This is a genomic window from Bacillus cereus group sp. BfR-BA-01441, from assembly GCF_022663075.1.
Taxonomy (GTDB): Bacteria; Bacillota; Bacilli; order Bacillales; family Bacillaceae_G; genus Bacillus_A; species Bacillus_A cereus.
The window spans coordinates 45,660-72,378 of sequence record NZ_JAKUEU010000004.1; the positions used below are offsets into that span (position 1 = coordinate 45,660).

Sequence of the window (26,719 nt, forward strand, 5' to 3'; positions counted from 1 at the left end):
AGGTGTTCACCCTGCTTCTTCTCATTTGCTTCACGTCATTAAATCCTCAATTATTGTAGCATAATCCTTCATAGAAGAAAATGAAAACTACCTATTCACCTGCAAGATTTCCACTTTGTTTTTTACCATGACACCTTCATAATAAACAATTTTAGATAAATATTTCACTGATGACTTATGTATAAATAACAATTGCACAACAGAAAGACAAATGAATTGTATTATTAATATACGAATAAAAATTCTCTCCATCTTTTTCACTGGAATTCTTCCCTCCTATACTATATTTATTTGCACATTTCGTTTCATGATTTTATACATCGTACATATAGCAGTTAATTTTATTGTCATTTTCGAGGCATACTTTTATACATTTCCATTGTCGAATTTACTCAAAACATGTTATGTTCTAAATGTATTTTTTTACTTGAAAGGGGTATAAGCATTGAAAAGAATCCTAGTTTTACACACAGGTGGAACAATTGCAATGGAGGAAGATAAAGAAACTGGGGTCGTACAACCAGGTGAAAAAAATCCTCTTTTAAAATTCATTCCTGATTTAGAAGGCGATGTTGATTTAATCGTTGAAGATGTGTTCCACCTACCATCTCCTCATATGACACCGAGCGAAATGTTACAATTACAAGTCATCATTGATGAAAGAGTAAAACAAGACAACATTCATGGCGTAGTCATTACGCATGGCACGGATACATTAGAAGAAACAGCTTATTTCTTAGATTTAACAGTACAAGCAACTATTCCGATCGTAGTGACAGGTGCAATGCGCTCTAGCAATGAGTTAGGTGCTGATGGTCTATATAACTTCTTATCAGCTGTAAAAGTTGCTAGTTGTGATGAAGCTGCAGAAAAAGGTGTTTTAGTCGTATTAAACGACGAAATTCATTGCGCTACAAATGTAACGAAAACACATACAAGTAATGTTGCAACATTCCAAAGCCCACAATACGGACCAATTGGAATGGTAACAAAACGCGGCGTTGTCTTCCATCACGCTTTAGTACATCACGAAACATATACGATAAACAAAGTGTCTAAAAATGTAGTTGTTCTAAAAGCATATGCTGGCATGGATGATACATTATTAGCAGCAATCGAAAATCTTCCTGTAGACGGCATTGTTATCGAAGCTCTTGGACAAGGTAATCTCCCTCCAAGAACACTACCTAGTCTAGAAAGATTATTAAATAGAGGTATTCCTGTCGTATTAGTTTCTCGCTGTTTCAACGGTATCGTTCAAGACGTATATTCGTATGAAGGTGGCGGTAAACACTTAAAAGATATGGGCATTGTATTCACATACGGCTTAAATGCACAAAAAGCACGCATTAAATTACTTGTTGCATTAGAGAATACAAATTCTCATGAATCCATTCAAAATATGTTTATGCACGAATAAAAAGGAGCTGTCGAGGTTTTCCCGACAGCTCCTTTTTATTTTTCTCTTGATGCAATGGTTTGCGCAATCGCATCTCCATGAAATCTTCCGTTCTCGATAAATATTTCATTTGCATTATTTCCAGCAGCAATGACACCTGCAATGAAAATATTTTCAGCATTCGTTTCCATTCTATCCTCTGTATAAATTGGACGTCCTGTTTCTTCATCAATCTGAACACCCATCTTCGTTAAGAAGCTATGATCAGGATGATAACCAGTCATCGCAAATACAAAATCGTTTTTGATTGTAAGAGCTTCACCATCAACTGTAAACGTTAATGTATGCTCAGTAATTTCTTTCACATGAGCCCCAAAATGCATTTGAATTGTACCATTTCGTACTAACGCCTCAAATTCCGGCAAAATCCAAGGCTTTATGCTTGGTGAATACTCACTTCCACGATACAGTACCGTTACACGTGCACCAGATTTAACAAGTTCTAACGCGGCATCTACACTCGAGTTTTTCCCACCTATAACTACTACATCTCGATCAAAATAAGGATGCCCCTCTTTAAAATAGTGAGCTACTTTCTTCAATTCCTCACCTGGAACATTCATATAATTTGGATTATCATAATATCCAGTTGCTACAACAATATATTTCGCTATATATATTTCCTTACTTCCGTCACGCTTTGTCGTCTCAACCTGAAAAACTTCTCCATCTTTTTGAACTTTCTCCACTCGCTCAAAAGCATTTACACGTACAGATTTACGTCTTACTACTTCACGATAATACGCAAGCGCTTGATTTCGAACTGGCTTACGATTTTCTGTAATAAAAGCTACATCACCAATTTCTAATTTTTCACTAGAAGAGAAAAATGTTTGATGAGTTGGATAATTATAAATGGCATTTACAATGTTTCCTTTTTCAATTACTAACGGATTTATCCCTACCTTTTGCAACGAAATTGCAGCCGCTAATCCGCACGGACCGCCTCCGATTATAATAACTGTTTCTTTCTGCATACTCGTCCACTCCTAGTCTTCTACCAATACACTATTTATAAAAACAAGAAAAAACCTACTTACAGCAGTAGGCACCTATCTTTATTGTATTCATTTTTCATATATTTGTCATCTAAACGAAACGTACATCCGATAGACATCTGCTAAAAACTGCTGAAATTTAATACCTTGTTTCCCTAATACATTCTCAGGATCAATCTTTCTAGCTGGATCAAGCGTTTTATGTGACACGATATCTTTTTTCGGATTTAAGCCAAAGTTTTGGCATAAATACGCATGATACCATGTAAAACGATTATATGCTTCCCAAAAGTTAACATCACCACCATAACAAAGTTCCACTCCAATGGCCGCCTTATTCGCGTCATAGCCATATAAGTCATTATCCGTCGGCACACCATATCGAACATGATACGCAACTTCATTTATAGGAATAATCTCCAATATTGTTTTATCATCTATAAATGTATGCGCCGAAGCTTTCGGTTGTAATTCATTAAAGTAATCTCGATTCCCTATCGCATTGCTTCCAGGATTCCCCGTATCATGGCTTACAATAAATCTCACTTTAGTCAGAGGAATCCCCGGTCGTGAACTTCCATATCCAATATAGTTGCGCTCTATAGGAAACATCGCCATTGCTACCAACTCCCGCTCTAGAAGATTACCTTACTTCCTTATATATGTATTCGGTAGCAATGTCCTTATCGCATATTTCTTACGCGAAGAGAAAATCGAAAATATTTGAAGTGAACACCATAAACAACAAGATACTTACAGCCACTCCATAAAAACCGTAAAACCAAACACAATCTTCTTTCGTATCTAAACCGAAAAATTTATTTACCGATTGTAATAATGTGCCACGCTTGCTTTGTTTGTTTCGTAATACTTCCACTCGCTCTACAACATCTGCTGGCATCATAAATCTTTGGTCTACTGTCATTTTCATCATTTATCTCTCCTTAAAATCATTTCCGTTTTGTTTATCTAAGGAGAGTATAGCACGTTTGTTCGTATAGAACAAGCGTTCTTTTTATTTTTATTTTATTTTTCAGCAAGCCAAGTAAAAATCGAGATTACAACGGCAATAATCGGCCCTACTACAACCACACCAAATACCAAAAACAGTAGCCCTTCCCCGAACATCCGAACGGTACTTATTTTTCGAGCTTTCATCGTTCTTGCAAGTTCTCCCTCTAACCTCTTAACCTTCTCTTCTAATCGTTCTACTCGTTCCAGCATTTCATTCTCCATATACAACACCTCATTTAATACTTCAACAAAAAAACGTGATTCCCTCGAAAGGAAATCACGTTTTCTCAAGATATAATATTTTATACCCAACCTCTGAAGCGGCTTGCTTCAGCCATTTTACGAACACCAACCATGTACGCCGCTAAGCGCATGTTCACTTTACGAACTTGTGCTGTTTCATAAATAGAATCAAATGATCTTACCATTACTTTTTCTAAACGTTGTTCTACTTCTTCTTCAGTCCAGTAGTAACCTTGGTTGTTTTGTACCCACTCAAAGTAAGATACTGTTACACCACCAGCACTTGCTAACACGTCTGGAACAAGCAAAATTCCGCGATCTGTTAAAATTTTAGTCGCTTCTAATGTTGTTGGACCATTTGCAGCTTCAACAACGATTTTTGCTTTAATATCATTAGCATTTTCTTCTGTAATTTGGTTCTCAATTGCAGCTGGTACTAAAATATCGCAATCAAGTTCTAACAATTCTTTGTTTGAAATTGTATTGTTAAATAGCTTTGTTACTGTACCGAAGCTATCACGACGGTCTAATAAATAATCAATATCTAATCCGTTTGGATCATGTAACGCGCCGTAAGCATCTGAGATTGCAATAACTTTCGCACCTGCATCATGCATAAATTTAGCTAAGAAGCTACCAGCATTACCGAATCCTTGAACAACAACGCGTGCACCCTTAATATCAATGCCACGTTTTTTAGCAGCTTCGCGAATACAAATTGTTACACCTTTCGCTGTTGCTGTTTCACGTCCATGTGATCCACCTAATACAAGCGGTTTACCTGTAATAAATCCTGGTGAATTAAATTCATCAATACGGCTATACTCATCCATCATCCACGCCATAATTTGAGAGTTTGTGAATACATCTGGAGCTGGAATATCTTTCGTCGGACCTACGATTTGGCTAATTGCTCGTACATAACCGCGGCTTAATCTTTCTAACTCACGGAATGACATTTCACGTGGATCACAGATAATTCCACCCTTACCTCCACCATATGGTAAATCAACAATACCACATTTTAAACTCATCCAGATCGAAAGTGCTTTCACTTCATTTTCTGTTACATTCGGATGGAAGCGAATTCCACCTTTCGTTGGACCAACAGCATCATTATGTTGCGCACGATATCCTGTAAATATTTTAACAGTCCCGTCATCCATACGAACTGGTATTTTCACTGTCATCATACGAATTGGTTCTTTTAATAATTCATATACTTCGTTTGGATAACCCAATTTTTCTAACGCTTCACTAATAACAATTTGTGTTGAATTCAATAGTTCAAAATGTTGTTCCCTTTGTTGTTGTGTTTTTGTTTGAGTTCCCTTTTCGGCTACCATAGTAAGTAAACCCCCTGTAATTTCACTTGTTTAGTAAACCTTCATTGCCTAGTATACACCCTTAAATTTGGAATGCAATAGAAAACGCTAACAAATATATACAAACTATTTTCTGTTGCAAGCGTTTTCACTATTATTATAGTCCTTTTATTACTTTTAGAAAAGTAAAATACTTAAATATTTAAATATTTTTTATTTTCATCAACCACACTCCCATAAAACTGCATATTTTATTTTCAAAAAGTATGTTCGAGTATTTACAATCATCCCTTCCCTTCTCCAAATAAAAACAAAACCTCAGCTATGTTGTATTAGCTGAGGTTTTGTTTTTTCACAAAGTAATTGTGTATTTGTTCTATCGCGTTAACATCCATTAATTCTTTACCGTACTCCATGATGCGATAAATGGTTGCTGTAGACGGATTACCGTATTCCGCTAAAATAGCTATAAAATCCGCCTTTAACAATTGAATTTGTTCCTCTTCTTCCACCCAAAGATAGAAGCGCTCATCCCACGTATATAGCTTTCCGCCAGTTACACCAAGGTTATATAAGCGATTCGACAGGTTAATTACGTCATCTAGCGTAGCAAACTCATATAATATATGCTCACTTTCATCTAGAGTCACTTGCATTTCAATAAACTCGTCACGGAACTCATCATCTGTATCCATTTCTTGATTTTCTTTCGTTACAATTACAACCATCCCTTGCGCTTGTAGAGAAAACACTTCAACTGCAATCGGACCATCTGCTTCAAACCCTAATTCCTTATTTGCTTCTTGCATCATATCACGAAATAATTGCTGTACTTTCGGTGCATTTCTCCATAAATCTTCTTTCGTTAATCCTCGTTCAGATAAATCATCAAATGTTAGAAAAATTTTTATCTTATTGTAATTTAATCGTTCCAGCCTCATCTCATACCCTCCCTACGTAACCAATGCATCTAATTTTTATTATATGAAATAGAAAATAGATGGTTCTTTTCGAACAACTATTCCGACATTTTTAACCATCCATCCCATTCTTCTTTCGTATCACCAATTAAGATTGTTTCAATGTCCAACTGGTTTAGAACGCCTAGCTTTCCGATAAATCCAACAGAAAGAGATTCCCTTTTTTCTTGTAATAAATTTATAAAGTTCATCGTCTTTTTCATTTCTTGTTCGTCAGCAAAAGATATAAATACATATTTCGGCTGTATTTCCTCTACCGCTGATAACATACCATCTTCAGCTAAGCTTGTCCTAATATATATCGCCTCATATCCTTTTAAGCGTAAATAAGTTGAAAAAATAAATCCTTTCAATGCATCCTTTTCTAACACAATAACTTTGTGTAAAGAGGAAAACATTGAGGCATTGTGATACACCATCCCTAGACGCGTTTGTAAAAATGATAGTGCATATTGAAATTGCACCATTGAAATCTCATTATTATTTTTTGACGTTAATAATTTGTCTGTCACTCGAAGAACGATACTGGCAACAACCTTTTCTGTTGAATATATACTAAAAGCTTCGTTTAATAATGCAGCAATTGTAATTTCATCAAATTTTAACAAAGCTTGTAGCAAATCGTCCACTAAAACAACTTCTTTATCGAAATGTATCTCTTTTTGAACTGTACTCTGCAAACGATTCTCTTCTAATAACTGAACTGCTTGTCCAATCATCATACCGGAAGAAACTTTTTCCATTAACCATTTTAAAATTTGAATATGCTCTTCTGTATATAAGCGATGCCCAGCTTGATTCCGCTTTGGGGCAATAATTTGATATCGTCTTTCCCATGCACGAAGCGTACTCGGCTGAACTCCAATTATATTCGAAACGGCTTTTATATTATATTTCCCACTAAGAGTTGGCATCATTTCCCTCCGCACAATGTAATGATATGTGTTTGAGCAGGTGCTCGGAAACGAAGTGGTATCAATGTTGTTCCATACCCATTACTAACAAAGAGAATCGTATTCAAATGGTTATATACGCCACCTTTTAAATATTTTTTAGATGGGAATAATCGGATTTGTCCTCCATGCGTATGTCCACTTAACACAAGTGAAATCTGTTCATTTCCAGACATTTTTTTTATTATATCAGGGTTGTGACTAACTAGGATACGAAAACCATCTTCTTTACAATCCGCCAATGCCAAATCTAGACGATCACGGTGCAATCCAACATCATCTATACCGAGCAAACAAATTTTCTCTCCTAATTCAGACTCAAATACCACTCTTGTATTATCTAAAACTTTTACGTTATTTTCTAATAATAACGCATCTAATTCATGATATTCTATCTCATAATCATTGTTTCCCCACACAAAATATACAGGACCTATCTCTCTTAACTTTTGAATATTCGCAGAGATTTTTGATAAAGAGACACCTTTCTCTGCTAAATCTCCTCCGATAATTACGAGATCTACTTTTCCTTTTACTTGTTCAATTAACAAATTCGAAATGACCCTTCTATGAATATCAGAAATAAAAAACACATTTACTTTTTGAAAACTTTTCGGAAATTCTTTAAATACTAAAGTATGTTCCAACACCGTATTACGCATCGCTTCTTTATACATCACAAAAAGTAATAAAATCCCCATGCCTATGAGAGTACTGAATAATATAATCCATATCATATTTTTGACTCCCTCCTCATAAAGATAATCCTAGGCTTTTATAACAAACTGTGATCGCTTAACTCGCTAGCTTTCTTGCTTTGTGGACTTATCTTTTATCGGAATTTTTAATTCTTGACCTGCACTCACTTCATCTTCCTGCAAGTTATTATACTTTTTAATTACTTCAATTCCATTTCCATCTGAAAAATATTGCTTCGCTATACTTTCTAAAGTTTCTCCCTCTTTCACAGTATGCGTTATTACTTTTTCAGAATGTTTCTGCGACTCAGATTTAGCTGAATCAAAGAAGATTACTTCAAACGCACTTTTTCCAGCATTATTACTATCACCCTTCACCTGAATATATTTATCCGTGTACCACAAAATACTAATCGGCAGAAGAATGAATAGAAATGTTAAAACCCGGACGAAAATGTGATTTATTTTAAACTTTTGTTTTTTCTCTTTATTTCTATGAATTTCACTACGCGGCGGTAAACTTTCTTTTTCTTCCACTCGCTCAACTTCTAATTCCTCTTCAAAATCAGGAATTCGTTTCCTCATGTTGTTCACCACCACCTTCCATTTATTTTCTTAATTGGAGTCCCATTATAAAATCAACAAGAAAGTGTGCAAAGATTGTTATAAACAAATTTCCTGTCCATTCAAATACATAACCAAAGACAAAACTAATAAAACAGACGAAACAAAATAAAAATGGCTTTGTTATATAACGAATATGTAACACTGCAAATACGAAGCTCGCAATTACAATTCCAAAATGAGTCTGTACTACACCTCTAAATAAAAATTCTTCTGCAAAACCAATCAAGAACGTAATAACGAGTAAGTGTAGAACGGACATTCCTCGAAACATCTTATCGTTAATACCACCATCATCAAACCATGACTCCGGAAACACTCGCATTGCAACATAATCTAATAACACAATACCAATCGCTAACAAACCACCTATAATAAGTATAGATACTGGTTCCCATTTCCATAAATTAAAGACTTCTTTTACATCTTGAAATAATATATATGCCAGTAAACAGCCAATACCGATAATAATTAACTGTGTTATATATAGATTCAGCCTTATTTCCTGCGGACTCATATCTTCAACATTATGCCTTTGAATGTTCATCATTCCTCCATCTTTTCTAGGCCGAAAAGCTTTTGTAACTCTGTTTCCCAATTATAGTCGAAATCCGATTGTTGCGCTCGTCTTTTTTTATAATCTTCTTTGGTAATACCGCAATAATCGCAGCAATTAATTAACTCTTGCTCTTTCCTATAACCGAACTGTTGCAGCACATATTCACGTCTACACCCTTTAACTTGTATCCATGACTTCATATTTTCTAGCTCACTATATTTATTACGCAACCTTATTTCTACTTCAGCTATTAATCGGTTCATGATTTCATCTGACAAACCTTCTAATAATAATCTTCGTTGTTGTATAATTCCAACCTGTTCGAGATGATAACGAACGAAACGCCAATATTGCTCATTAAATCTTGCTGCATTATAACAAATTTCTTCTACATCTTCTATTGGTAATTCCTTCGTTTGAAATATTCTTTCTTGTAGTAAAGAAAATAAAAATTTTATTTGTGACTTACTTGGCAATTCATCCTCAATGATTGAAATTGGTAAATCATGATCCAACGGACTACATAATAAAATAGCTATACTCGGTTCGCCATCTCTTCCAGCTCTTCCGATTTCTTGTAAGTAAGAGGCTATATTAGTTGGATAATGAAAATGAATAATATATCGCGTATTCGCCTTATTTACCCCCATACCAAATGCACTTGTGCATATTACAAGTTGCAATTGATCGTTCATAAACTGCTGTTGAATTAACATACGCTCTTCATGTTCCATACCACCATGATAAAAAGCTACACCAGTAACACCTTTCCCTCTCAAGTATTCCGTTAACCTTTCTGTCCACGCTCTACTTGAGCAATATACAATCCCCGGCCCTTGTAAATACATCACCTGCTCTAAAAGCGCCTCTTTCTTTTCTTCTATCGTCTCTACAAATTGCACATCCATTGCAATATTAGGACGATCAATAGAGTATACATGTTCCGCGGCACCCTTTAAATTTAAACTATCTGCGATATCCTGCAGTACCCCTTTTGTCGCTGTGGCTGTCAATGCTAATACTGTAGGAGAACCAATATTTTCAATAACTACATTTAGTTTTTTATAGTCCGGTCTAAAATCATAACCCCATTGAGAAATACAATGAGCCTCATCAACAACAAATAATGAAATATGAATTTTCTTCAATTCCCTAATTAATAACTCCGACTGCAACATCTCTGGTGAAACAAAAATAAATTTATATGAAGATAATTTTTTCATCGCTTCTCTTTTTTCATTTAATGTCCGAAAACTATTAAATGCTATCACTCGGTTTTTCACAACATACTTTAATTGTGTCACTTGATCTTCCATTAAAGATAATAACGGTGATACAACAAGCACTGTTCCTTCTCGCATAAGCCCCGGAAACTGATAGCACATAGATTTCCCTCTTCCAGTCGGAAGCATTGCTATCACATCTTTTCCTTCTAATAAATCTGTAATTACTCCTTTTTGACCTGGACGAAATTCAGAATATCCAAACCACTTATATAAATATTCTTCAAGTTTCATTTACACCCTCCATCCGCGCTAATACAAGACGAACTTCAAAATAAGAGATATCTTCTCCAACCGCTTGTTTCAAAACACGTAACTTCCGCGTTTGCAATGCTTCAATTACTTTTATTACTTTGTCTATCTTTTCTTTTTCCATAAACATTTCAATAGAAAAATCTTTTTCTCGCAAAGCAATTTCAACAAAATGATCTTCTATCGTTGCAACCTTTAAATTCCGAATCGTCGCTATTTCTTCTAAAGAACGTCCTTGTCTCCAAAAATCATATGTTTTTTTCGTGGATAAACTAAATAATTCAGCTCTCTCATTTGGATAAGATATAATTTCAGCTAATAGTGGAAATTCATTTTCTTTATCACGAACTTCTTGTATAAAGAAATGTATTGTACCCCAAAATAAAAAATACACCCTGAATATATCTTGTTTCGTAATTTCTGCTAATTGTTGCAATGTACAACCAATGCGTTCATAACCCGTTAATCGATATGTTACAATCGTCGCTTCTATCGCATTACTCTTTTCTAAAAGATTATGTACTTCCGTCCATAGTTTTCTCGCCAACTCACTTCTCTTATATGGCCTTCCTGTTAGAAAACGTTTCACCCACATCATTATTTCTGTATCTTGCTGAATTGGAATAAATCTCGTATTATTCTGTTGTAAATTTGATATGGTTTGAATAATTAATGATAATCTTTTCCAAAATGTTTCACCTAATTCACCATAATGTAAACCATGCAAATGCGCCGGAAAAGCATAAACTTCCTCCCATTTATGTAACTGCATTTTACCCGTAGGTGTTAACACATATGTATTTTCATGTATTTCTTGAATAAAATCCGCTTGCAACAACTTTGCAACTTCACCATCATAGTCATTTCTATTTAATGATTTATATATTCCGAACAAAAAAGAAATTCGGAACATATTTCCATCTTGTAAAGTTTGCGAAGAACGTTTGCCCTTTAGTAAATAATAAATAGAAGAAACGGTTCTTTCACCATTCAATTGTTTTAAACAATGCAACAAAGTATATTGTATTTGCATGACCGCTTCCACCTTCCAATCTTAACTTCATTCTTTTCAGTACAATTACACTATCTACTGTCGCTCATTAAACTTATCATATAAGAACTATATACTTGTATATATTCTATTGTATCAAACGAAATCATATTTACGTATTTTGAAAATCTTATGACATAATTCAAAAATAAGTTGACACTCTAATTGATAAGCATTATCATTATAATTTTATGTTGAAAAGTTTTACAAACCGTTTTACAATAAGGTTATAATTTTTATGGCGAGCTTTTCACATACATATTATCAGGAGGGAAAAAAGATGGCAAAATATACAATCGTTGATAAAGATACTTGTATTGCATGTGGTGCTTGTGGCGCTGCTGCACCAGACATTTATGACTATGATGATGAAGGTATTGCATTTGTAACATTAGATGATAACCAAGGTATCGTTGAAATTCCAGATGTATTAATTGAAGATATGATGGATGCATTCGAAGGCTGTCCAACTGACTCAATTAAAGTTGCTGACGAATCATTCGACGGAGACGCTTTAAAATTCGAATAGTCTTTTATTAACTTCAAAAAACGCCCCTCCTATTGATGAGGGGCGTTTTTTGTATCTAAATTTTATTTTCCTTAATAAAAAACCATTAGTAGTTTCACACTACTAATGGTTTTAGTATATATTATGCATTTTTCATTTTTGCAAACACCCATACTTTCAGGCGTGAGAATAATGCTACAAATACAATTGTTACAACAATCCCTTTAATTAAATTAAATGGTAAGATTGCCGTTACAACCGTTGTTTTTATAGCTTCGCTAGACATAGCTGGTGAATTTAAAAACCAAGTGTACGCCGGGAATATGATGATGTAGTTTAATACACTCATAATAAGTGCCATTGTAATTGTCCCTAGCATTAATCCTGTAGTTAAACTCTTCACAGTACGATACTTTCTAAATAAGAAAGCTGCTGGCCCAATAAATAAACATCCTGCAATAAAGTTTGCAATTTCTCCAACTGGTACTCCCGTTAAACTTCCTTGAATCCCGTAATGTAAAATGTTCTTTATCGCCTCTACAATCACTCCTGCTACTGGTCCAAAGATAATTGCCGCAATTAGAGCTGGTACATCACTAAAATCAATTTTCAAAAATGGCGGAAGCCCTGGGAACGGGAAATCCAACATCATTAGTAAATATGCAATACTACTTAGCATCGCTACACTCACCATCTGCACTACACTGTTTTTTTGTTTCATCTTTCTCTCTCCTTTTCCATCGATCATCTCATGGAAAGTGGAAAGGTTCTGCTATGCCTATTTTTTCATAGAACGAAAAAACCCTTTGTGTTTTACACAAAGGGAGAATTTAAGGCACATCAAACAGACGTTCAAATCCATATCTTTTTTGAACGCTTGAACCTCCATCTTCTCCCATCCAGACTATACTGTCGGCTTTGGAATCACACCAAATCCTGCCTTAACGGCTCGCGGGCTTAGAACAAAATCATAAATAGTTCATCACCGCCGGTCGGGATTTTCACCCTGCCCCGAAGATAGACCGATATTCTATTTTCCCCTTCATTATACAACAACCTCATAACATTGTGAACTAAAAAATTGTAACTTATTTAAAATTAGTTATTTATTTTTCGTAACAACAAATAAATTGCGAGATATTTTACAATACAATCCATATTTTTTATTATTCGGCATTTCTCTTTTGAATTACCTAGTCATATATAATTAAAAGTGATAAGATATTGAATTGTTAAGATAAGAACATTTTCTGAGTTATGGAGGAAATGTCATGAAAAAAGACAAGAGACATTCTATTCGAGAAGCAATGAAAAAAAACTTAAGAAAAGAATACTTTTACTTAAAAAAAGAATTACTTTTCTACTGCCCAATTGATTTAGGCACATTCTCAAACGAGACATACTATGCTACTTTCGATGAAGATGGCATCAGTATTTATCAGTATGATAAAAAAACAGAAAGTAAATTAAAATTGTGTGAGCGTCATCCGTGGAAGAGTTGGAATAAAGTGAAGATTGATCACTATTTGACAACTTCTCAATTTATTTTTCAGGGTGAGCGAAATTGGATCTTATCTCTTTTTCAAAAAGGAAAAGAAGCTCAAAAAATTATTGAAGAGCATACATCTTTACAAACAGAAGTTGTTTCCCGCTCTTTCTTAAAAAAACTTCCTGGTTTTCGTTCTAATACACCACTGAATAAATACATCGGTAGTATTTGTTACACTGCACTTATTGCATTTTTATTAAAATGGATGATTCCATTTCAAGCACCACAAATCGCCCTGTATTCTATCTCGATTGGTTGTATGCTTCTTGGCCTACTTTGTTTGACAATCGGTTTAATTGAACCGACTATCGTACTGTTTCGAACAAAAGAGAAAACAAGAACAAAAGTTTTTTACTTATATAGCTATTTAGCTATTTCTGGATTTATATGTGTCTTTATTTTTTGGTAAAAGAAGCCGTCCCAAAATAAATTTTGGGACGGTTTTCTTTTAGATATAGATGCTCTGATTCACTCAATAGTTCTAGCAAAAGCGCCCATATAATTTCATTTACATTGAATCTTATTTAAGAAGAACATAAATTTGTTCAAAGTTTAATTTTTGAAGCGTTTCCTTTACTTAACATATAATTGTTGATTAGGATAAATTAGCTCTTGCTGCAATCCATTTTTTTCTTTAATTTCCTTAAGTGTCATACTAAATTTCCGTGCAATACTAACTAAAGTATCCCCTTTTTGTACGACATATAATGACGAAGAAACAACTTCATTTCTTTGTTCACTTAAAACAAGCAATGGGTTCATCGCATTCTTTTTCGCCATCGTCCATCTTCCTTGATGAAGTTCTAGATGTAAGTGCGCACCTCGCGATTCTCCCGTGTTCCCTACTTCTCCAATTTTTTCTCCTTTGGAAATATAATCTCCTTGATCCACATATCTCTTATTTAAATGTGCATATACAGCCTCATATTCTCCGTGTTTAATAAATACAACATTTCCATAACTACTTGAATAATAAGACCTCGTTACCTTACCATCTTGGATAGCTGCCACAGGCGTTCCAATCGGCGCAGCTACATCAATACCATAGTGTTTTCCATGCCTTGTCCCAAAATAATCACTTATCTGACCTTCAACAGGCCATGTCCATCGATTTTCTTCTGCATAAACATGTAATTGAGATACAAACAGTATACTCAATAACATGACACCGCATTTTAAAACTTTCATATACATCCTCCGTTTTCTAATTACCACCATACCTTCTCTATTTTGGTATATTACAGAAAAAAGTATACAAAAAAAGAAAGTGAATTACTCCACTTCCTTCTCTTTCTTATCACGAAAAACTAATGCACTACGGTTATACTCCACATCTTTCACTTGTAATCGGGCATTTATTACTCGAGCTATCGCAAACAAATAATCAGATAATCTATTTACATACTTTAATACAACTTCATTTATTTTCACTTCTTTTTGCAATGATACTATAGAGCGTTCTGCTCTCCTTACAACAGTACGTGCAATATGAATAGTAGCCGCTGCCTCGCTACCACCTGGCAAAATAAAGCGTTCTAGTGGCGGTGCTTCTTCTATATATAAATCAATCTTTCTTTCTAAACTTTCAACCATCACAATTGTCACTTTATAAGGAATTTTTTGTTCCACTATTGCCAAGTCTCCTCCGCAATCAAATAGTTCATGTTGAATATTTTCGAGCTCATTGTAAATATCTATAAAAGCCCCGCCTTGAAGCTTAGTCATTGCATATCCAATATGAGAATTTGCCTCGTCTATTGTTCCATACGCTTCCACACGGATATCATCTTTATCAACCCTGCCACCTATTACACTTGTCGTTCCTTTATCTCCTGTTTTTGTATATAATTTCATTTCTTCACAGCACCTCTCTTGTTATTCTTTATTCGAGCAACATAGAAAAAAGTTCTACCATTCTTTATTTAATTGAGTTTACAAAAAAATAAAAAACAGCAGAACTTTATTCATTATCAACTTTAAAAACGCATATCTAAATTATACGATTCGGTAAATATACAGAGAATGTAGTTCCTTCTCCAACAACACTTGATACAGAAATTTTACCATCATGGCCTTGAACAATATTTTTCGCAATCGCAAGCCCGAGTCCTGTTCCACCCTTTTTCCCACGTGTTCTTGCTTTATCAGCTTTATAGAAACGATCAAATAAAAATGGAATATCTTCTTCTGGAATGCCTGCACCCGAATCTTGTACTTCAAAAATAAGACCGTTATTTTTCGTATCAATTACAAGCGTTACATGTCCGCCTGCATTCGTATGACGTATTGCGTTATCAATTAAATTCGTCAATACTTGTTCCATACGATCTGCATCAAACGGGTATTGTTCAATTGGACCTTTGAAATCAACCGTTAACGCGACCTCTTTATCCTTTGCAATCCCTTGGAATTTACGACCAATTTTTTCAACAAACGGATGTATATCCACTTCACCAATATGTAACTCTACATGACCGCTTTCCATACGAGCTAAATCTAACAATTCATTTACAAGTTTACCTAAACGAACAGATTCATCATAAATAATTTGAACAAACTCATCTATTTCCTCTTTCGTTTGCACAATATCATCTAAAATCGCTTCACTATACCCTTGCAGCATGACCATTGGTGTACGAAGTTCATGTGATACATTCGCAATAAAATCTTGACGCATCTTTTCAAGACGACGTTCTTCCGTCATATCTCGCAGTACTGCTACAGCTCCACGAATTTTCGTTTGATTGTAAAGCGGCGTCATAAGAACTACATAGTTTCCTTTTTGTAAATTAATTTCAACAACTTGTTGTTGTTCGCTTTCTACAACGAGATGGAATAATTCCACAAGTTCAGAAGGTAGTTTTTTACTGAGCTCTATCTCTTTTTCTTCTTGCCAAACTTGTAAGAAATGTTCGGCCGGCGGATTGATTACAACGACTTCACCTTCTTGATTTAACGTAATAACCCCATCTGCCATACTACTCAAAATACTTGCTAACTGCTCTTTTTCTTGTTGCAAGGCGTTCATATTAAACTTCAACTGTTTTCCCATTTGATTTAAGGCCGTTGCAAGCTCACCAATCTCATCCTGAGATACCATAGGAGCCTTTGCATCAAACTTCCCACGTGACACTTCAAAAGCAACCTCACGCATTTTACGAAGCGGTGCTGTAATCCGAGTAGATAAGAAGAACGCAAAGAAAGTTGTTAATATAATCGCAATTCCAGCCGATAAGAAAATAAAATCAGTTGTTCTTTCCATACCTTGTATCGGTACTTGTAAAGATTCATATACGAACACTGCACTTTGATTTTTTGATTGCACTGGTTTTCCGACGATCATAATATCATTTTCGGTGTTTTTATTCTTCCTACTATTAGACGCTTTTCTAATATTATTCTTAATTTCTTTTTTGTCTGTAAACACAGCCGCTAATTCTTTATCTTCTTTTAAGTCATCCATTGTAAGAGTGACTAACCCTTCTTGTTTCGGTGAAGAAGAGATTTCTTTACCATCTTCTACAATAATAATCCTTGAAAGTGGGTCAGAGAATTTGTAAGCGATATTCTCAATCGTTTTTACATCGGCACCTTCTTCAATTAACTCTGAAACACTTGTTGCAACTTTTTGAAGCCTAGCTTCACTCATATCAACATAATACGTTCTAAAAAACTGTGAAAGTAAAATCGCAACAAATCCAAGAACAAACGAAACGAGAAGTAATATGGTCATCCATAACTTCCCTACTACACTTCTCCAAAGCATCAGTCGTTCACAACCTCAAATTTGTAACCTACACCCCAAACAGTAACGATCATTTTCGCTGCATCTGGTGATTTTTTGCTTAACTTCTCACGTAAACGCTTTACATGTGTATCAACTGTACGTAAATCTCCGAAGAATTCATATTGCCATACTTCTTTTAACAGTTGCTCACGATCGAATACTTTATCAGGAGCTTTCGCTAAAAATAATAGTAACTCATATTCTTTCGGCGTTAAGTTTACTTCATTACCATCTGCAGTAACACGGTGTGCATCGTTATCAATTGTTAAGTGCGGGAATACAGTAACATCTTTTGTCGTTGTATCTTGTGTAAAGAATGTTGTTGGTACAGCACGACGTAATACCGCTTTCACACGTAGTACGACCTCACGTGGACTAAATGGCTTTACAATATAATCATCTGTTCCAACTTCAAATCCTTGTACTCTATTTACTTCTTCACCTTTTGCTGTCAGCATAATAATTGGTGTCGCTTTCTTCTCACGAACCCCTTTACATACTTCAATGCCATCTTTACCAGGCATCATAAGATCTAATAAGATTAAATCGTAATCATTTTGCAACGCCATTTCTAAAGCTGTATCACCATTATCTGCTTCTTCAATCGTATATTGTTCTCTTTCTAAGTACATTTTCAATAAACGACGAATACGATCCTCATCATCTACAATTAAAATTCTTGATTCATTTTCCATCTCTACCCGCTGCGCACTCTCACCTCAGCGGTTCACACCTACCCTTCTTTAACTATTATGTTGCGCTATTCTCGTTTATTTAAGCAATCTTCTAAATGTTTCACTTCCCATATTATGCTTCACAAGAATAATAAATTTTGTTCATTTTTTTTCCAAAACTATGTATTTTTTTTGAACAGCATATAATGTCCTCGACATCATTTTACAAAATCAACCGCTACTTTGTCATGTTTTTCTCAAAAAAGAAGAAAAGTTGACAAAAACAAAATAGGAAAGTGACATGCACTCCCCTATTTTATTTCTCTATGCATATGAATGTAAACCGGCAATAATTAAGTTTACTACAATAAAGTTAAACATAATGATTGCAAAACCAATTACTGCAAGCCAAGCTGACTTCTCTCCATGCCATCCTTTTGATAGGCGTAAATGTAATACTGCCGCATAAAAGAGCCAAGTGATAAGTGCCCAAACCTCTTTTGGATCCCAGCCCCAAAAACGTGTCCACGCTATTTGTGCCCAAATCATCGCAAAAATTAATGCACCTAATGTGAACACTGGGAATCCAATTGCAATAGATCGATATCCGATTTCATCTAGTAAATCACTATTCGTATTCTTTACTAACGGCTGAAGTGCCGCCGATACTCGCTTCCGTAAAACAAGTCTTAATACAATATACAGTAATGTTCCAACTAACACTGACCAAATAACAGTATTTAATTTTTTCGCATTTACAATCGCTGGAACTTCAACTGCCGGTTCTAATTTATTTTCTGTCAGTAACTTCCCTTCGTGCGGTCCAACTAAAGCCGGAAGATTGTATTTCATTTCCACTTGTTGTTCATTTTTATCAATCCATTGAAACTTCGCTTCATATTTCATACTAGAAAATACCGTTGTTACTCCAATAAATCCAACTGTACAAACAAGTGTAAATACTACCGTCTCTAGCCAAAATGTACGTTTACTTCTCGTCGATTGATCTACATTTTTCAATAAATACATAACACCTGTAATAAAACTAATCGCTAAAATGGCTTGTCCTGCTGCTGCCGTCGTCACGTGAATATGTAACCAATTACTTTTTAAAGATGGAATAAGCGGGGATATTTCCCTCGGAAACATACTTGCATAGGCAATTAATAAAAGCGCAACTGGTAATGCAAATAGTCCGATTATGCTTACACGGTACATAAAATACATGACAATAAATGCTCCTACAAGCATCATGCCGAAAAATGTACCGAATTCAAAAAAGTTACTAACTGGCGCATGTCCTGATGCAATCCACCTTGTAACAAAATATACTGTTTGTGCAATAAACCCTAAAATTGTAATCGTTATTCCTACATTTGCCCATTTATGACCCTTTTCTTTAATTGCTCCCCCGAAAAATAGAGTGGCAATTAAATATAAAATAAATGCGGTAAAGAGAAAGTTACTACTTATTTGCACCATATCGTTTCCCCACCTTAACTAATTTTTTTATCAATTACTTTATCATTTGGCTGTGGAATTGCTGTACCTTCTAGTACTCTTTCAATATCTTTCTTTAAACCGAACCAATTTTTATTTGTATGCCCTGCAATCCACCATTCATCATTAACACGTTGTATCCAAATACGGCGATGATTCCAATACATACCTTGAATGACACCAACCATAAATATAAATCCTCCAATGCCGAGAATCCAAAGCGTTAAATCTTTTCTTACAGTAAGTGCTGTTGCATTTTGCATTTCAACACCTGCAAACGACATTTTATATTTGTTGTTTCCATCTGGTTCTATATTTTGCTGAATACCAACAAAACTCACTTCACCATCTGGTGTTTCAGGTGTAAACATTTTAAATACAAATGCAGGATTGTTTGGTAATTTCGTTTTTGTATTTGGTTTTCCATTCTCATCAAAATAAAAATCAGGAAAATAGCTTAATAGTTCTAGAGAATAACCATTTCCTAAATCATATTTTTCCTTAGGATTCGTTAAATCTACTTTAATTGGTCCCCACTTTTGATTATTTTCTTTATTTTGCAAGTTAAAGGACATACTTTTAAATTCACTTTCTTTATAATCCACTTGATACACTGCAAATTGATCAAATTTCAGTGGTTCATTCACTCGAATTTCCGCTTCTTTTACTTTTTCTAATTTCGGTTTTTGTCCTGCTATATTTTCTCCTACTGCTTTATATAATACGGCATTCGTTTGGAAGTTTTTCGCAATCATTTTATCGCCTACACGATCAATCGCTTCATCAAAAACTTCCTTGTCCTTACTTTTATCATAAACTTCTTTTATAAATTTCTCGTTTTTTAAGTAGTATTGTCCATCCGTCCCTGGTATTTCTTTCGTTTCACCGTCACGTAACCAAAGTGCTTCGTCTACGTACATACTCGGTAAAAAACGAAGCATCGCACCGAATAAAAAGATAATAAGACCGATATGATTTACATATGGACCCCAACGCGAGAAGCGTCCCTTTTCTGCTAAAACGTTTCCGTCTTCCACTTTCACGTTATAGTTTCTTTTCTTTAAATTCTCTTGCACTCTTTCCAGGTCACCTTCTTGCGGTGTACCAGTCCCATATAATCTCTGTCTCTTTAAAAAACTAGGATGTCTTTTTACGCCTTGCTTTTTTAAAGCTTTATAAAGTGGAATAACGCGGTCTAAACTACATATCACAAGTGAAATACCGATAGAAGCAATCAAAATCATATACCACCATGAACCGTATAAATTATTAAACCCTAATTGATAGTATAATTGTCCTAAAAATCCGTATTCTTGTTTATAATATTCAGCTGGTGCAATACCTGGAGTTATGTACATTTCTTGCGGAAATATAGTTCCTATCGCTGATGCAGCTAAAGTTATTACGATTAGCCATACACCTACTTTTACAGAAGAGAAAAAGCTCCAAATTTTATCGACTATTGTTTTTGTCTGCGTGAGAGATCTCCGTGCACTCCCCTCATAGCGCATATCCAATAGTTTTGCATTTTCATTGCTTTCAAATGGTTTCCCGCAAGCTTCACAAAAAACGGTTCCTATTGGATTAACATGTCCACATTCACATTTAATTTCTTTCAACACTCTCACCGCCCCTGTATCTATATGTACTATTGTATATTCTAACCTCGAGTTACCGCAATACTCAGAATTTTTAAACCAGAGGCACTATAAACACGCACCCCTTATGTAAAGGCTTTCTTTATTACGGAGTAATTTTCTTTAAATACCCTTCTAACTGTTCTTTCGTTTGTTCCCCTATAATTTGCTCCACTACTTTTCCATCTTTATCAATCAAAAAGCTTGTCGGTAAAGGACCTACTCCATATGTTCCTATAATCTTTTGTCCTTTATCAATGGCAACTGGGAATTTCAAACCATATTGGTTCACAAAGTTCTTTACTGCAATATCCGTTTCATCTGCATCTAACGCTATGATTTCAACGCCTTTTTCTTTATACTTTGGATATAATTCATTCATATAAGGCATTTCTTTTTCACAAGGTTTACACCACGTGCCCCAAAAGTTTAAAAATACACCTTTTCCCTTTAAATCTTTTAGTTCAATTTTCTTTCCTTCTAAATCCGTCACAATAAAGTTAGGTGCTTCTTTTCCGATTTGCATTTTCTCTTTATTAGCAAAGAATCCTTGATAAAGGGTAAATCCTACAGCACCACATAAAATGAGTAGAATAATAACGCGAAATAATAAGCGATTTTTCTTCATATTACCTCTCCTCGGTAAATGTTATGTATTATCTTCTGTAAATGTTGTATTGAATAAATCACCAGCAGAGCACTCCACTGGTGAATTTTTAACTCTATAGCTTATCTTGGCTTTGTAGAAGCAAGCGCGCGTAATTGTTTCACCTCATGTGGTGTCAATTCTCTCGCATCACCAGGTCGCAGGCTTCCTACTTCTAAGAAAGCATAACATTCACGTTTTAATTTCACTACTTTACAGTCTAACGCTTCAAACATACGACGTACTTGACGATTACGTCCTTCATGAATTGTTAATTGTACAATAGCCATCTCTTTACGCTTGTCCCAAGAAATAATTTTCACACGTGCTGGTGCTGTTTTACCGTCTTCTAACGTAACACCGCGTTCTAACATGCGAATTTTCTCACCTGTTAATGGCCCTTTTATTTTTGCAACATATGTTTTTTCAACTTTATATCTAGGATGCATTAATACGTTTGCGAAGTCCCCATCGTTTGTCATTAATAATACGCCAGACGTATCATAATCTAAGCGTCCGATTGGGAATAAACGTTGTGTAATTTCCGGGAAAAAGTCCGTTACAACACTTCTTCCTTTATCGTCTGATACACTTGAAATTACGCCAGTTGGTTTATATAGTAAAAAATAAACAGGTTCTTCTTTTTCAAGAGGGATATTATTTACTTCTACTTTATCTTGAGGAGTTACTTTTGTCCCTAACTCTTTCACTATTTTTCCATTAACTTTCACTTTTCCTTGCTGAATTAATTCCTCAGCCTTTCTTCTCGATGCAATACCTGCTTGCGCAATCACTTTTTGTAATCGTTCCATTTCTTTTTTTCACCTCGAATTTATCTTACCTTACATTAGAAAGACTTGGCAACCGCATACGCTTTACGGCTATTCGCTTCATCTTACTTAAACAACATAGCGATGATAATAAACATATAAAGGTCAAATCATGTTTTTACCCTTTATTATTGTCCATATTTTTCATATTTCTCACAATAAAAGTTCATCATTTTGTCAAAAATACCACATAAAAAAACCACTATTAAGCTACACCTTAATAGTGGTCGTATACGTATTATAAGCGAAATAGCGTAAAAAATGAATAGTATTACTGAAACAATAAAGAAACGAACACAATTGAGCATATAATCCCGATTAAATCTGCAAAAAGTCCTACTTTTAGTGCATCCCCCATTTTTCTAATCCCAACCGCTCCAAAATATACAGTTAAAATATAGAAAGTCGTATCTGTGCTCCCTTGCATCGTAGAAGCCAATCTCCCAATAAACGAATCTGGCCCATATGTTGCAATTAAATCGGTCGTAATACTTAAACCAGCAGAGCCTGAAATAGGGCGTATAAGTGCTAAGGGTACAATTTCTGCTGGAACATGGATCAAATCTAACATTGGCTTCATTACCGATATCATTGCATCTAACGCACCTGAAGACCGGAATATAGAAATAGACACAAGCATTCCAACCATAAACGGTAAGATGGAAATTGCAATTTGAATCCCTTCTTTTCCTCCCTCAACGAACGATTCATACGTCGGCACTTTCTTTATTGTGCCATATAAAAGGATAAAACCAATTACACAAGGGATTACCCATAAGGAAATTGTATTTACAATGCTCATTTTTTCCGCCCCTTTCTACTCCTTCTTCGGTAAAAATAGCGGTCAATCCAAATTGCCCCAATCATAGAAAGTACTTGTGCAATAAATGTTACCCCAACAATTTCAGTAGGATTCGCTGATTCATACGTCATTCGAATGGAAATGACTGTCGTAGGAATTAATGTAATAGCTGATGTATTTAATGCTAGAAACGTCACCATAGAACGGCTCGCCGAATCCTTTCCTCCATTTAACTCTTTCAGTTGTTCCATCGCTTTAATACCAAGAGGGGTCGCTGCATTACCTAGACCAAAAAAGTTTGCCATCATATTTGATAGAATAAATCCCATAGACGGATGATCCTTTGGTATTTCTGGAAACAACCTTTTTACTATCGGCATAAAAAGTGTAACTAATTTTTTTAACAATCCGGCTTCCTCTGCAATTTTCATTAAACCGAGCCAAAATACTAAAACACTAATAAGTCCTATACAAATCGTTACCGCATCTTTTGCTCCGTCAAATACAGCTTTATTCACTTCTTCCATCGTTCCATTTATCATGGCGTATACAATCCCAATGACAGCCATCGCTACCCATACGAGATTAACCATCGTTCCCAACACCTATCATGTAAGAAAAAATTTCTTTCACATTATTCCAGTAAAGTCCCGTTGTAGCTACTAACTTTCGTTTACTATAAAATAAATTCCGTTCTCCAACTTTTTCATTACCAACATAAATGTCTGTCTTCCCAACCTTTACTCCATCCGTAAGTTTTGTACTTTTATCGAGTTCAACTTTTAATACTACGTTCTTTTTTTCTTCTTCAGTTAACGGTACCGAAAAACTATTTTTCGTATAAACATGGTTGGCATACTTCTTTTCATTTATTTCAGCAATTGCTCCTTGTCCTAAAACTTTCGTTTGTTTGAAACGGTCAAAACCTTTATCAAACAAATTCATATGATCATCCCAATCACTAGAGGCACTCAAAGTTACGACAATTAAATCTAGTCCACCTTTTGATGCCGTTGTAACAAGCGTTCGCCCAGCTTTCTTCGTAAAGCCTGTTTTTCCCCCTGTTGCAAATTCATAATAAGACGTTACCAGCTTATGTTTATTTTTCCACGGGTAATCCCAAGAATCTGATTTATATGTTTTGGTTCCAAAGATTTTCTTAAATGTCTCGTTTCCCATTGCATATTTCGTTAATAATGCCATATCGTAAGCCGACGAATAATGTGATCCATCTCCATCTAAGCCATGAGGGTTTGAGAAGTGCGTATCTTTCATTCCAATTTCTTTCGCTTTTTGATTCATTAAATATACGAATCCATCTATACTCCCACCCACACTTTCAGCAATTACTTGCGCTGCGTCATTACCAGATCTAAGCATGAGTCCGTATACTAAATCTTCTAACTTCACTTTTTGTCCAGGCTTTAAATAGATTGCCGATCCTTCCACCCTCACCGCTTCATTACTAACTGATACCATTTCTTTCATCTTCCCTGATTCAGCAGCTAATAAGGCGGTCATAATTTTTGTTATACTAGCAATTTTTTGAGGCTCATGTTCTGCCTTTCCGTATAATACACGACCAGACTGTTGCTCCATTAATACAGCATTTCGAGCACTAACATTGCTGTTCATCTTTGCATATGTAGGAATCGGCATAACGCTTGCATACATCATAAGAAGCGTAATGATTACACAAATTCGTCTCATATTTCCCCCCACGTCCTTTTGGCACTTTTTGTACAAGTGTATGCTTGGCCTTTTAAAATATGAACGAAATCTTCCTTCTACTTCCATTAAAAAAGACGCAGAGAATTTGCGTCTAATATGGTGTCCATTCAATTTGTTTCGCAGTTTCAAACCTTTTTTCTACATCAGGCCAATTTACAACATTCCACCAGTTTTTAATATATTCATCTTTTCGATTTTGGTATTGTAAATAATACGCATGTTCCCAGACATCTAGTACAAGGAGCGGTATCGTATCCCATTGTGTAAATAATTGATGAAGTGTACTTTGCAAAATTTCTAACCTTCCAGACCGGGGTACCCAAACGAGAATTGCCCAGCCTGAACCTTCTACTTTAGAGGCTGCTTCTGTAAAATGTTTTTGGAAACGTAAAAAGCTCCCAAAATCTTGTTCAATTTGTTGTGAAAAAGTTCCTCTTGGACTTCCACCACCGTCTTTTTTCATGTTATTCCAAAATATCGTGTGTAAGTAATGACCTGACCCATGAAAAGCCGCTTCCCTTTCCCAATGCTTAATTAAATCAAATTTATTTGTTTTTCTCGCTTCTTCCATCATCTTCTCTGCTTTATTTAATCCTTCCACGTAACTCCGATGATGTTTATCATGATGTAACATCATAATTTCTTTAGAAATATACGGTTCTAACGCATTATACGGATAAGGTAATGGCGGGAGTGTATGTCCTCCAATTGGGACAGCTCGTTCACTATCCCCTCTTTCATATAATTCATATTCCTCTTCTTCTTGCATAAATACTTCCTGCAAGTGATGCTGAATATGTTCTACATCATCGCTTATTTCATACATAAACTCTGCATCTGTTTCATACTCATGCTCTTTCATACGCTCTAATAACGTCTGAATTTTATAAGCAAGCATATGGACATCATACACTTCCATTGCGCGACTATCTAACACGTGAAGAACACTTTCACACCAATTTTCTACTTCATGAAAGTAATCTGTAAATACACCTTGCTGATTCATGTTGCACCTCCCTAATGCTATCCACTTAACTATATTCAATGAAAATCCCTTATATAACTGTACAAAAGGAAAAGAAGCTAAGTCACCTTAGCTTCTTTTCCTCAATCAATATTTGTGTAACATCTTTGTCTGATAATCCGTCTCATAATATTCTAGTTCTTCACGCATCAATTGAAATTTACCTTCTAAACTCTTCATCACTTGCTCTAAAGATGCAGGTGGTGTTTGTTGAAAAACGATAGAATTTTTCCCTGTATATGCAGACCGACTATTTTCATACCAATGATCACTCTTCGGTGAAAAAAACTCTGCAATTACTTGATGGTAAATCTTATATAAAATTTTTTCAGCTGCTGTTTTTCGAAATGGCTGGCTATTCAACAAAACAAAACATGCATCCTGTCCTTCTTCGCAAAAAACGAGAAGTCGTCTCATTGATGCTAATAACCCTTTATAATATCGCTCATTCCCTGCTGGTGTTTCCTCTAATAAAGAAGGTAACGTATGATAATTTACATAATTGGTTATCAAATTAATAGCATCTTCTAAAAATATAGAAACTTGTTCTGTTTGATTTTCAACCATCAAATTAGACATTTTTTCTCTCTCC

30 protein-coding genes and 1 riboswitch are annotated in these 26,719 nt (G+C 35.1%); of the genes, 3 read left to right on the forward strand and 27 right to left on the reverse strand.

Annotated features, from left to right (window positions below; genetic code table 11):
- Positions 1 to 87: 87 nt before the first annotated feature.
- Entirely contained in the window at positions 88 to 261 is a 174-nt protein-coding gene (locus MR107_RS03050; protein WP_000738057.1) for a YpfB family protein, read from the reverse strand.
- Between the two features lie 184 nt (positions 262 to 445).
- Between MR107_RS03050 and ansA the strand changes: the two genes are divergently transcribed.
- Positions 446 to 1,420, forward strand: coding sequence for an asparaginase (ansA, locus tag MR107_RS03055; protein ID WP_000822010.1), 975 nt, complete (start codon positions 446 to 448; stop codon positions 1,418 to 1,420).
- A 35-nt stretch (positions 1,421 to 1,455) separates the two neighbouring features.
- Here ansA and MR107_RS03060 read toward each other — a convergent pair whose 3' ends face one another.
- The 12 genes from MR107_RS03060 to MR107_RS03115 all read right to left on the reverse strand — a co-directional run bounded on the left by MR107_RS03060 (position 1,456) and on the right by MR107_RS03115 (position 11,421).
- Positions 1,456 to 2,436: a YpdA family putative bacillithiol disulfide reductase gene (locus MR107_RS03060; RefSeq protein WP_001168524.1), complete on the reverse strand. Its 981-nt coding sequence runs from the start codon at positions 2,434 to 2,436 to the stop codon at positions 1,456 to 1,458.
- Positions 2,437 to 2,544: 108 nt separating this feature from the next.
- The gene (locus MR107_RS03065) at positions 2,545 to 3,075 is read right to left on the reverse strand and encodes a peptidoglycan recognition protein family protein (protein WP_001240655.1); all 531 of its coding nucleotides are present in this window, start codon (positions 3,073 to 3,075) and stop codon (positions 2,545 to 2,547) included.
- A gap of 79 nt (positions 3,076 to 3,154) precedes the next feature.
- Positions 3,155 to 3,391 (reverse strand): DUF3961 domain-containing protein, encoded by a 237-nt coding sequence (locus MR107_RS03070; protein ID WP_001983018.1) that lies wholly within the window; start codon positions 3,389 to 3,391, stop codon positions 3,155 to 3,157.
- Positions 3,392 to 3,483: 92 nt separating this feature from the next.
- On the reverse strand, positions 3,484 to 3,693 hold the full coding sequence (locus MR107_RS03075) for a hypothetical protein (protein ID WP_211477983.1): 210 nt from the start codon (positions 3,691 to 3,693) through the stop codon (positions 3,484 to 3,486).
- Between the two features lie 80 nt (positions 3,694 to 3,773).
- Positions 3,774 to 5,060, reverse strand: a complete 1,287-nt coding sequence (gudB, locus tag MR107_RS03080) for an NAD-specific glutamate dehydrogenase (RefSeq protein ID WP_000225173.1) — start codon at positions 5,058 to 5,060, stop codon at positions 3,774 to 3,776.
- A gap of 311 nt (positions 5,061 to 5,371) precedes the next feature.
- Complete coding sequence (locus MR107_RS03085) at positions 5,372 to 5,980, reverse strand: genetic competence negative regulator (protein WP_001235402.1); 609 nt, start codon at positions 5,978 to 5,980, stop codon at positions 5,372 to 5,374.
- A 77-nt stretch (positions 5,981 to 6,057) separates the two neighbouring features.
- Positions 6,058 to 6,933 (reverse strand): MerR family transcriptional regulator, encoded by an 876-nt coding sequence (locus MR107_RS03090; protein WP_001142718.1) that lies wholly within the window; start codon positions 6,931 to 6,933, stop codon positions 6,058 to 6,060.
- Positions 6,933 to 7,709, reverse strand: coding sequence for a metallophosphoesterase (locus MR107_RS03095; RefSeq protein ID WP_000637791.1), 777 nt, complete (start codon positions 7,707 to 7,709; stop codon positions 6,933 to 6,935). The genes MR107_RS03090 and MR107_RS03095 overlap by 1 nt, the downstream gene beginning before the upstream one ends.
- Before the next feature lie 66 nt (positions 7,710 to 7,775).
- On the reverse strand, positions 7,776 to 8,255 hold the full coding sequence (locus tag MR107_RS03100) for a LysM peptidoglycan-binding domain-containing protein (protein WP_001231553.1): 480 nt from the start codon (positions 8,253 to 8,255) through the stop codon (positions 7,776 to 7,778).
- Between the two features lie 22 nt (positions 8,256 to 8,277).
- Positions 8,278 to 8,841 (reverse strand): CPBP family intramembrane glutamic endopeptidase, encoded by a 564-nt coding sequence (locus tag MR107_RS03105; protein ID WP_001025780.1) that lies wholly within the window; start codon positions 8,839 to 8,841, stop codon positions 8,278 to 8,280.
- On the reverse strand, positions 8,841 to 10,370 hold the full coding sequence (recQ, locus tag MR107_RS03110; RefSeq protein WP_000762973.1) for an ATP-dependent DNA helicase RecQ: 1,530 nt from the start codon (positions 10,368 to 10,370) through the stop codon (positions 8,841 to 8,843). Before recQ ends, MR107_RS03105 begins: the two co-directional genes overlap by 1 nt.
- Entirely contained in the window at positions 10,360 to 11,421 is a 1,062-nt protein-coding gene (locus tag MR107_RS03115) for a YpbB family protein (RefSeq protein ID WP_001167003.1), read from the reverse strand. Before MR107_RS03115 ends, recQ begins: the two co-directional genes overlap by 11 nt.
- Before the next feature lie 298 nt (positions 11,422 to 11,719).
- Between MR107_RS03115 and MR107_RS03120 the strand changes: the two genes are divergently transcribed.
- Positions 11,720 to 11,968 (forward strand): ferredoxin, encoded by a 249-nt coding sequence (locus MR107_RS03120; RefSeq protein WP_001151993.1) that lies wholly within the window; start codon positions 11,720 to 11,722, stop codon positions 11,966 to 11,968.
- A gap of 121 nt (positions 11,969 to 12,089) precedes the next feature.
- Here the strand turns inward: MR107_RS03120 and MR107_RS03125 are convergent, their stop codons facing one another.
- Complete coding sequence (locus MR107_RS03125) at positions 12,090 to 12,668, reverse strand: ECF transporter S component (RefSeq protein ID WP_000810855.1); 579 nt, start codon at positions 12,666 to 12,668, stop codon at positions 12,090 to 12,092.
- Positions 12,669 to 12,830: 162 nt separating this feature from the next.
- A riboswitch (FMN riboswitch) is annotated at positions 12,831 to 12,970 on the reverse strand.
- A gap of 248 nt (positions 12,971 to 13,218) precedes the next feature.
- On the opposite strand from MR107_RS03125, the gene MR107_RS03130 reads away from it, so the two are divergent.
- On the forward strand, positions 13,219 to 13,905 hold the full coding sequence (locus MR107_RS03130; protein WP_000710837.1) for a hypothetical protein: 687 nt from the start codon (positions 13,219 to 13,221) through the stop codon (positions 13,903 to 13,905).
- 164 nt (positions 13,906 to 14,069) lie between these two features.
- Here MR107_RS03130 and MR107_RS03135 read toward each other — a convergent pair whose 3' ends face one another.
- The 13 genes from MR107_RS03135 to MR107_RS03195 all read right to left on the reverse strand — a co-directional run bounded on the left by MR107_RS03135 (position 14,070) and on the right by MR107_RS03195 (position 26,706).
- Positions 14,070 to 14,684 (reverse strand): peptidoglycan DD-metalloendopeptidase family protein, encoded by a 615-nt coding sequence (locus tag MR107_RS03135; protein ID WP_000866117.1) that lies wholly within the window; start codon positions 14,682 to 14,684, stop codon positions 14,070 to 14,072.
- 84 nt (positions 14,685 to 14,768) lie between these two features.
- Positions 14,769 to 15,350 carry a cob(I)yrinic acid a,c-diamide adenosyltransferase gene (locus MR107_RS03140; RefSeq protein WP_000781268.1) on the reverse strand — a complete coding sequence of 194 codons (582 nt, stop codon included), beginning with the start codon at positions 15,348 to 15,350 and terminating at the stop codon, positions 14,769 to 14,771.
- A 136-nt stretch (positions 15,351 to 15,486) separates the two neighbouring features.
- Positions 15,487 to 17,262, reverse strand: a complete 1,776-nt coding sequence (gene resE / locus MR107_RS03145; RefSeq protein ID WP_000964677.1) for a sensor histidine kinase ResE — start codon at positions 17,260 to 17,262, stop codon at positions 15,487 to 15,489.
- The gene (resD, locus tag MR107_RS03150; protein WP_000426861.1) at positions 17,262 to 17,978 is read right to left on the reverse strand and encodes a DNA-binding response regulator ResD; all 717 of its coding nucleotides are present in this window, start codon (positions 17,976 to 17,978) and stop codon (positions 17,262 to 17,264) included. Before resD ends, resE begins: the two co-directional genes overlap by 1 nt.
- A gap of 303 nt (positions 17,979 to 18,281) precedes the next feature.
- Entirely contained in the window at positions 18,282 to 19,439 is a 1,158-nt protein-coding gene (gene resC / locus MR107_RS03155; protein WP_000250083.1) for a cytochrome c biogenesis protein ResC, read from the reverse strand.
- A 14-nt stretch (positions 19,440 to 19,453) separates the two neighbouring features.
- Complete coding sequence (gene resB / locus MR107_RS03160) at positions 19,454 to 21,079, reverse strand: cytochrome c biogenesis protein ResB (RefSeq protein WP_000910522.1); 1,626 nt, start codon at positions 21,077 to 21,079, stop codon at positions 19,454 to 19,456.
- Positions 21,080 to 21,200: 121 nt separating this feature from the next.
- Complete coding sequence (gene resA / locus MR107_RS03165) at positions 21,201 to 21,722, reverse strand: thiol-disulfide oxidoreductase ResA (protein WP_000742192.1); 522 nt, start codon at positions 21,720 to 21,722, stop codon at positions 21,201 to 21,203.
- A gap of 101 nt (positions 21,723 to 21,823) precedes the next feature.
- On the reverse strand, positions 21,824 to 22,552 hold the full coding sequence (gene rluB / locus MR107_RS03170; protein WP_242292055.1) for a 23S rRNA pseudouridine(2605) synthase RluB: 729 nt from the start codon (positions 22,550 to 22,552) through the stop codon (positions 21,824 to 21,826).
- A 289-nt stretch (positions 22,553 to 22,841) separates the two neighbouring features.
- A complete protein-coding gene (gene spmB, locus MR107_RS03175; protein WP_000029514.1) occupies positions 22,842 to 23,372 on the reverse strand; it encodes a spore maturation protein SpmB in 531 nt (176 codons plus the stop codon).
- Positions 23,369 to 23,965: a spore maturation protein SpmA gene (gene spmA, locus MR107_RS03180; protein ID WP_000247811.1), complete on the reverse strand. Its 597-nt coding sequence runs from the start codon at positions 23,963 to 23,965 to the stop codon at positions 23,369 to 23,371. The genes spmB and spmA overlap by 4 nt, the downstream gene beginning before the upstream one ends.
- Complete coding sequence (dacB, locus tag MR107_RS03185) at positions 23,958 to 25,082, reverse strand: D-alanyl-D-alanine carboxypeptidase DacB (RefSeq protein ID WP_001252638.1); 1,125 nt, start codon at positions 25,080 to 25,082, stop codon at positions 23,958 to 23,960. Before dacB ends, spmA begins: the two co-directional genes overlap by 8 nt.
- Before the next feature lie 112 nt (positions 25,083 to 25,194).
- The gene (locus MR107_RS03190; protein ID WP_001075741.1) at positions 25,195 to 26,109 is read right to left on the reverse strand and encodes a superoxide dismutase; all 915 of its coding nucleotides are present in this window, start codon (positions 26,107 to 26,109) and stop codon (positions 25,195 to 25,197) included.
- Between the two features lie 105 nt (positions 26,110 to 26,214).
- Positions 26,215 to 26,706 (reverse strand): YpuI family protein, encoded by a 492-nt coding sequence (locus tag MR107_RS03195; RefSeq protein ID WP_000067557.1) that lies wholly within the window; start codon positions 26,704 to 26,706, stop codon positions 26,215 to 26,217.
- Positions 26,707 to 26,719 lie beyond the last annotated feature (13 nt).

Coding starts and splice junctions, on each gene's coding strand:
- MR107_RS03060 (WP_001168524.1), bottom strand. CDS start 2,436: ATGCAGAAAGAAACAGTTATTATAATCGGAGGCGGTCCGTGCGGATTA.
- MR107_RS03065 (WP_001240655.1), bottom strand. CDS start 3,075: ATGGCGATGTTTCCTATAGAGCGCAACTATATTGGATATGGAAGTTCA.
- MR107_RS03070 (WP_001983018.1), bottom strand. CDS start 3,391: ATGATGAAAATGACAGTAGACCAAAGATTTATGATGCCAGCAGATGTT.
- MR107_RS03075 (WP_211477983.1), bottom strand. CDS start 3,693: ATGGAGAATGAAATGCTGGAACGAGTAGAACGATTAGAAGAGAAGGTT.
- gudB (WP_000225173.1), bottom strand. CDS start 5,060: ATGGTAGCCGAAAAGGGAACTCAAACAAAAACACAACAACAAAGGGAA.
- MR107_RS03085 (WP_001235402.1), bottom strand. CDS start 5,980: ATGAGGCTGGAACGATTAAATTACAATAAGATAAAAATTTTTCTAACA.
- MR107_RS03090 (WP_001142718.1), bottom strand. CDS start 6,933: ATGCCAACTCTTAGTGGGAAATATAATATAAAAGCCGTTTCGAATATA.
- MR107_RS03095 (WP_000637791.1), bottom strand. CDS start 7,709: ATGATATGGATTATATTATTCAGTACTCTCATAGGCATGGGGATTTTA.
- MR107_RS03100 (WP_001231553.1), bottom strand. CDS start 8,255: ATGAGGAAACGAATTCCTGATTTTGAAGAGGAATTAGAAGTTGAGCGA.
- MR107_RS03105 (WP_001025780.1), bottom strand. CDS start 8,841: ATGAACATTCAAAGGCATAATGTTGAAGATATGAGTCCGCAGGAAATA.
- recQ (WP_000762973.1), bottom strand. CDS start 10,370: ATGAAACTTGAAGAATATTTATATAAGTGGTTTGGATATTCTGAATTT.
- MR107_RS03115 (WP_001167003.1), bottom strand. CDS start 11,421: ATGCAAATACAATATACTTTGTTGCATTGTTTAAAACAATTGAATGGT.
- MR107_RS03120 (WP_001151993.1), top strand. CDS start 11,720: ATGGCAAAATATACAATCGTTGATAAAGATACTTGTATTGCATGTGGT.
- MR107_RS03125 (WP_000810855.1), bottom strand. CDS start 12,668: ATGAAACAAAAAAACAGTGTAGTGCAGATGGTGAGTGTAGCGATGCTA.
- MR107_RS03130 (WP_000710837.1), top strand. CDS start 13,219: ATGAAAAAAGACAAGAGACATTCTATTCGAGAAGCAATGAAAAAAAAC.
- MR107_RS03135 (WP_000866117.1), bottom strand. CDS start 14,684: ATGAAAGTTTTAAAATGCGGTGTCATGTTATTGAGTATACTGTTTGTA.
- MR107_RS03140 (WP_000781268.1), bottom strand. CDS start 15,350: ATGAAATTATATACAAAAACAGGAGATAAAGGAACGACAAGTGTAATA.
- resE (WP_000964677.1), bottom strand. CDS start 17,262: ATGCTTTGGAGAAGTGTAGTAGGGAAGTTATGGATGACCATATTACTT.
- resD (WP_000426861.1), bottom strand. CDS start 17,978: ATGGAAAATGAATCAAGAATTTTAATTGTAGATGATGAGGATCGTATT.
- resC (WP_000250083.1), bottom strand. CDS start 19,439: ATGGTGCAAATAAGTAGTAACTTTCTCTTTACCGCATTTATTTTATAT.
- resA (WP_000742192.1), bottom strand. CDS start 21,722: ATGAAGAAAAATCGCTTATTATTTCGCGTTATTATTCTACTCATTTTA.
- rluB (WP_242292055.1), bottom strand. CDS start 22,552: ATGGAACGATTACAAAAAGTGATTGCGCAAGCAGGTATTGCATCGAGA.
- spmB (WP_000029514.1), bottom strand. CDS start 23,372: ATGAGCATTGTAAATACAATTTCCTTATGGGTAATCCCTTGTGTAATT.
- spmA (WP_000247811.1), bottom strand. CDS start 23,965: ATGGTTAATCTCGTATGGGTAGCGATGGCTGTCATTGGGATTGTATAC.
- dacB (WP_001252638.1), bottom strand. CDS start 25,082: ATGAGACGAATTTGTGTAATCATTACGCTTCTTATGATGTATGCAAGC.
- MR107_RS03190 (WP_001075741.1), bottom strand. CDS start 26,109: ATGAATCAGCAAGGTGTATTTACAGATTACTTTCATGAAGTAGAAAAT.
- MR107_RS03195 (WP_000067557.1), bottom strand. CDS start 26,706: ATGTCTAATTTGATGGTTGAAAATCAAACAGAACAAGTTTCTATATTT.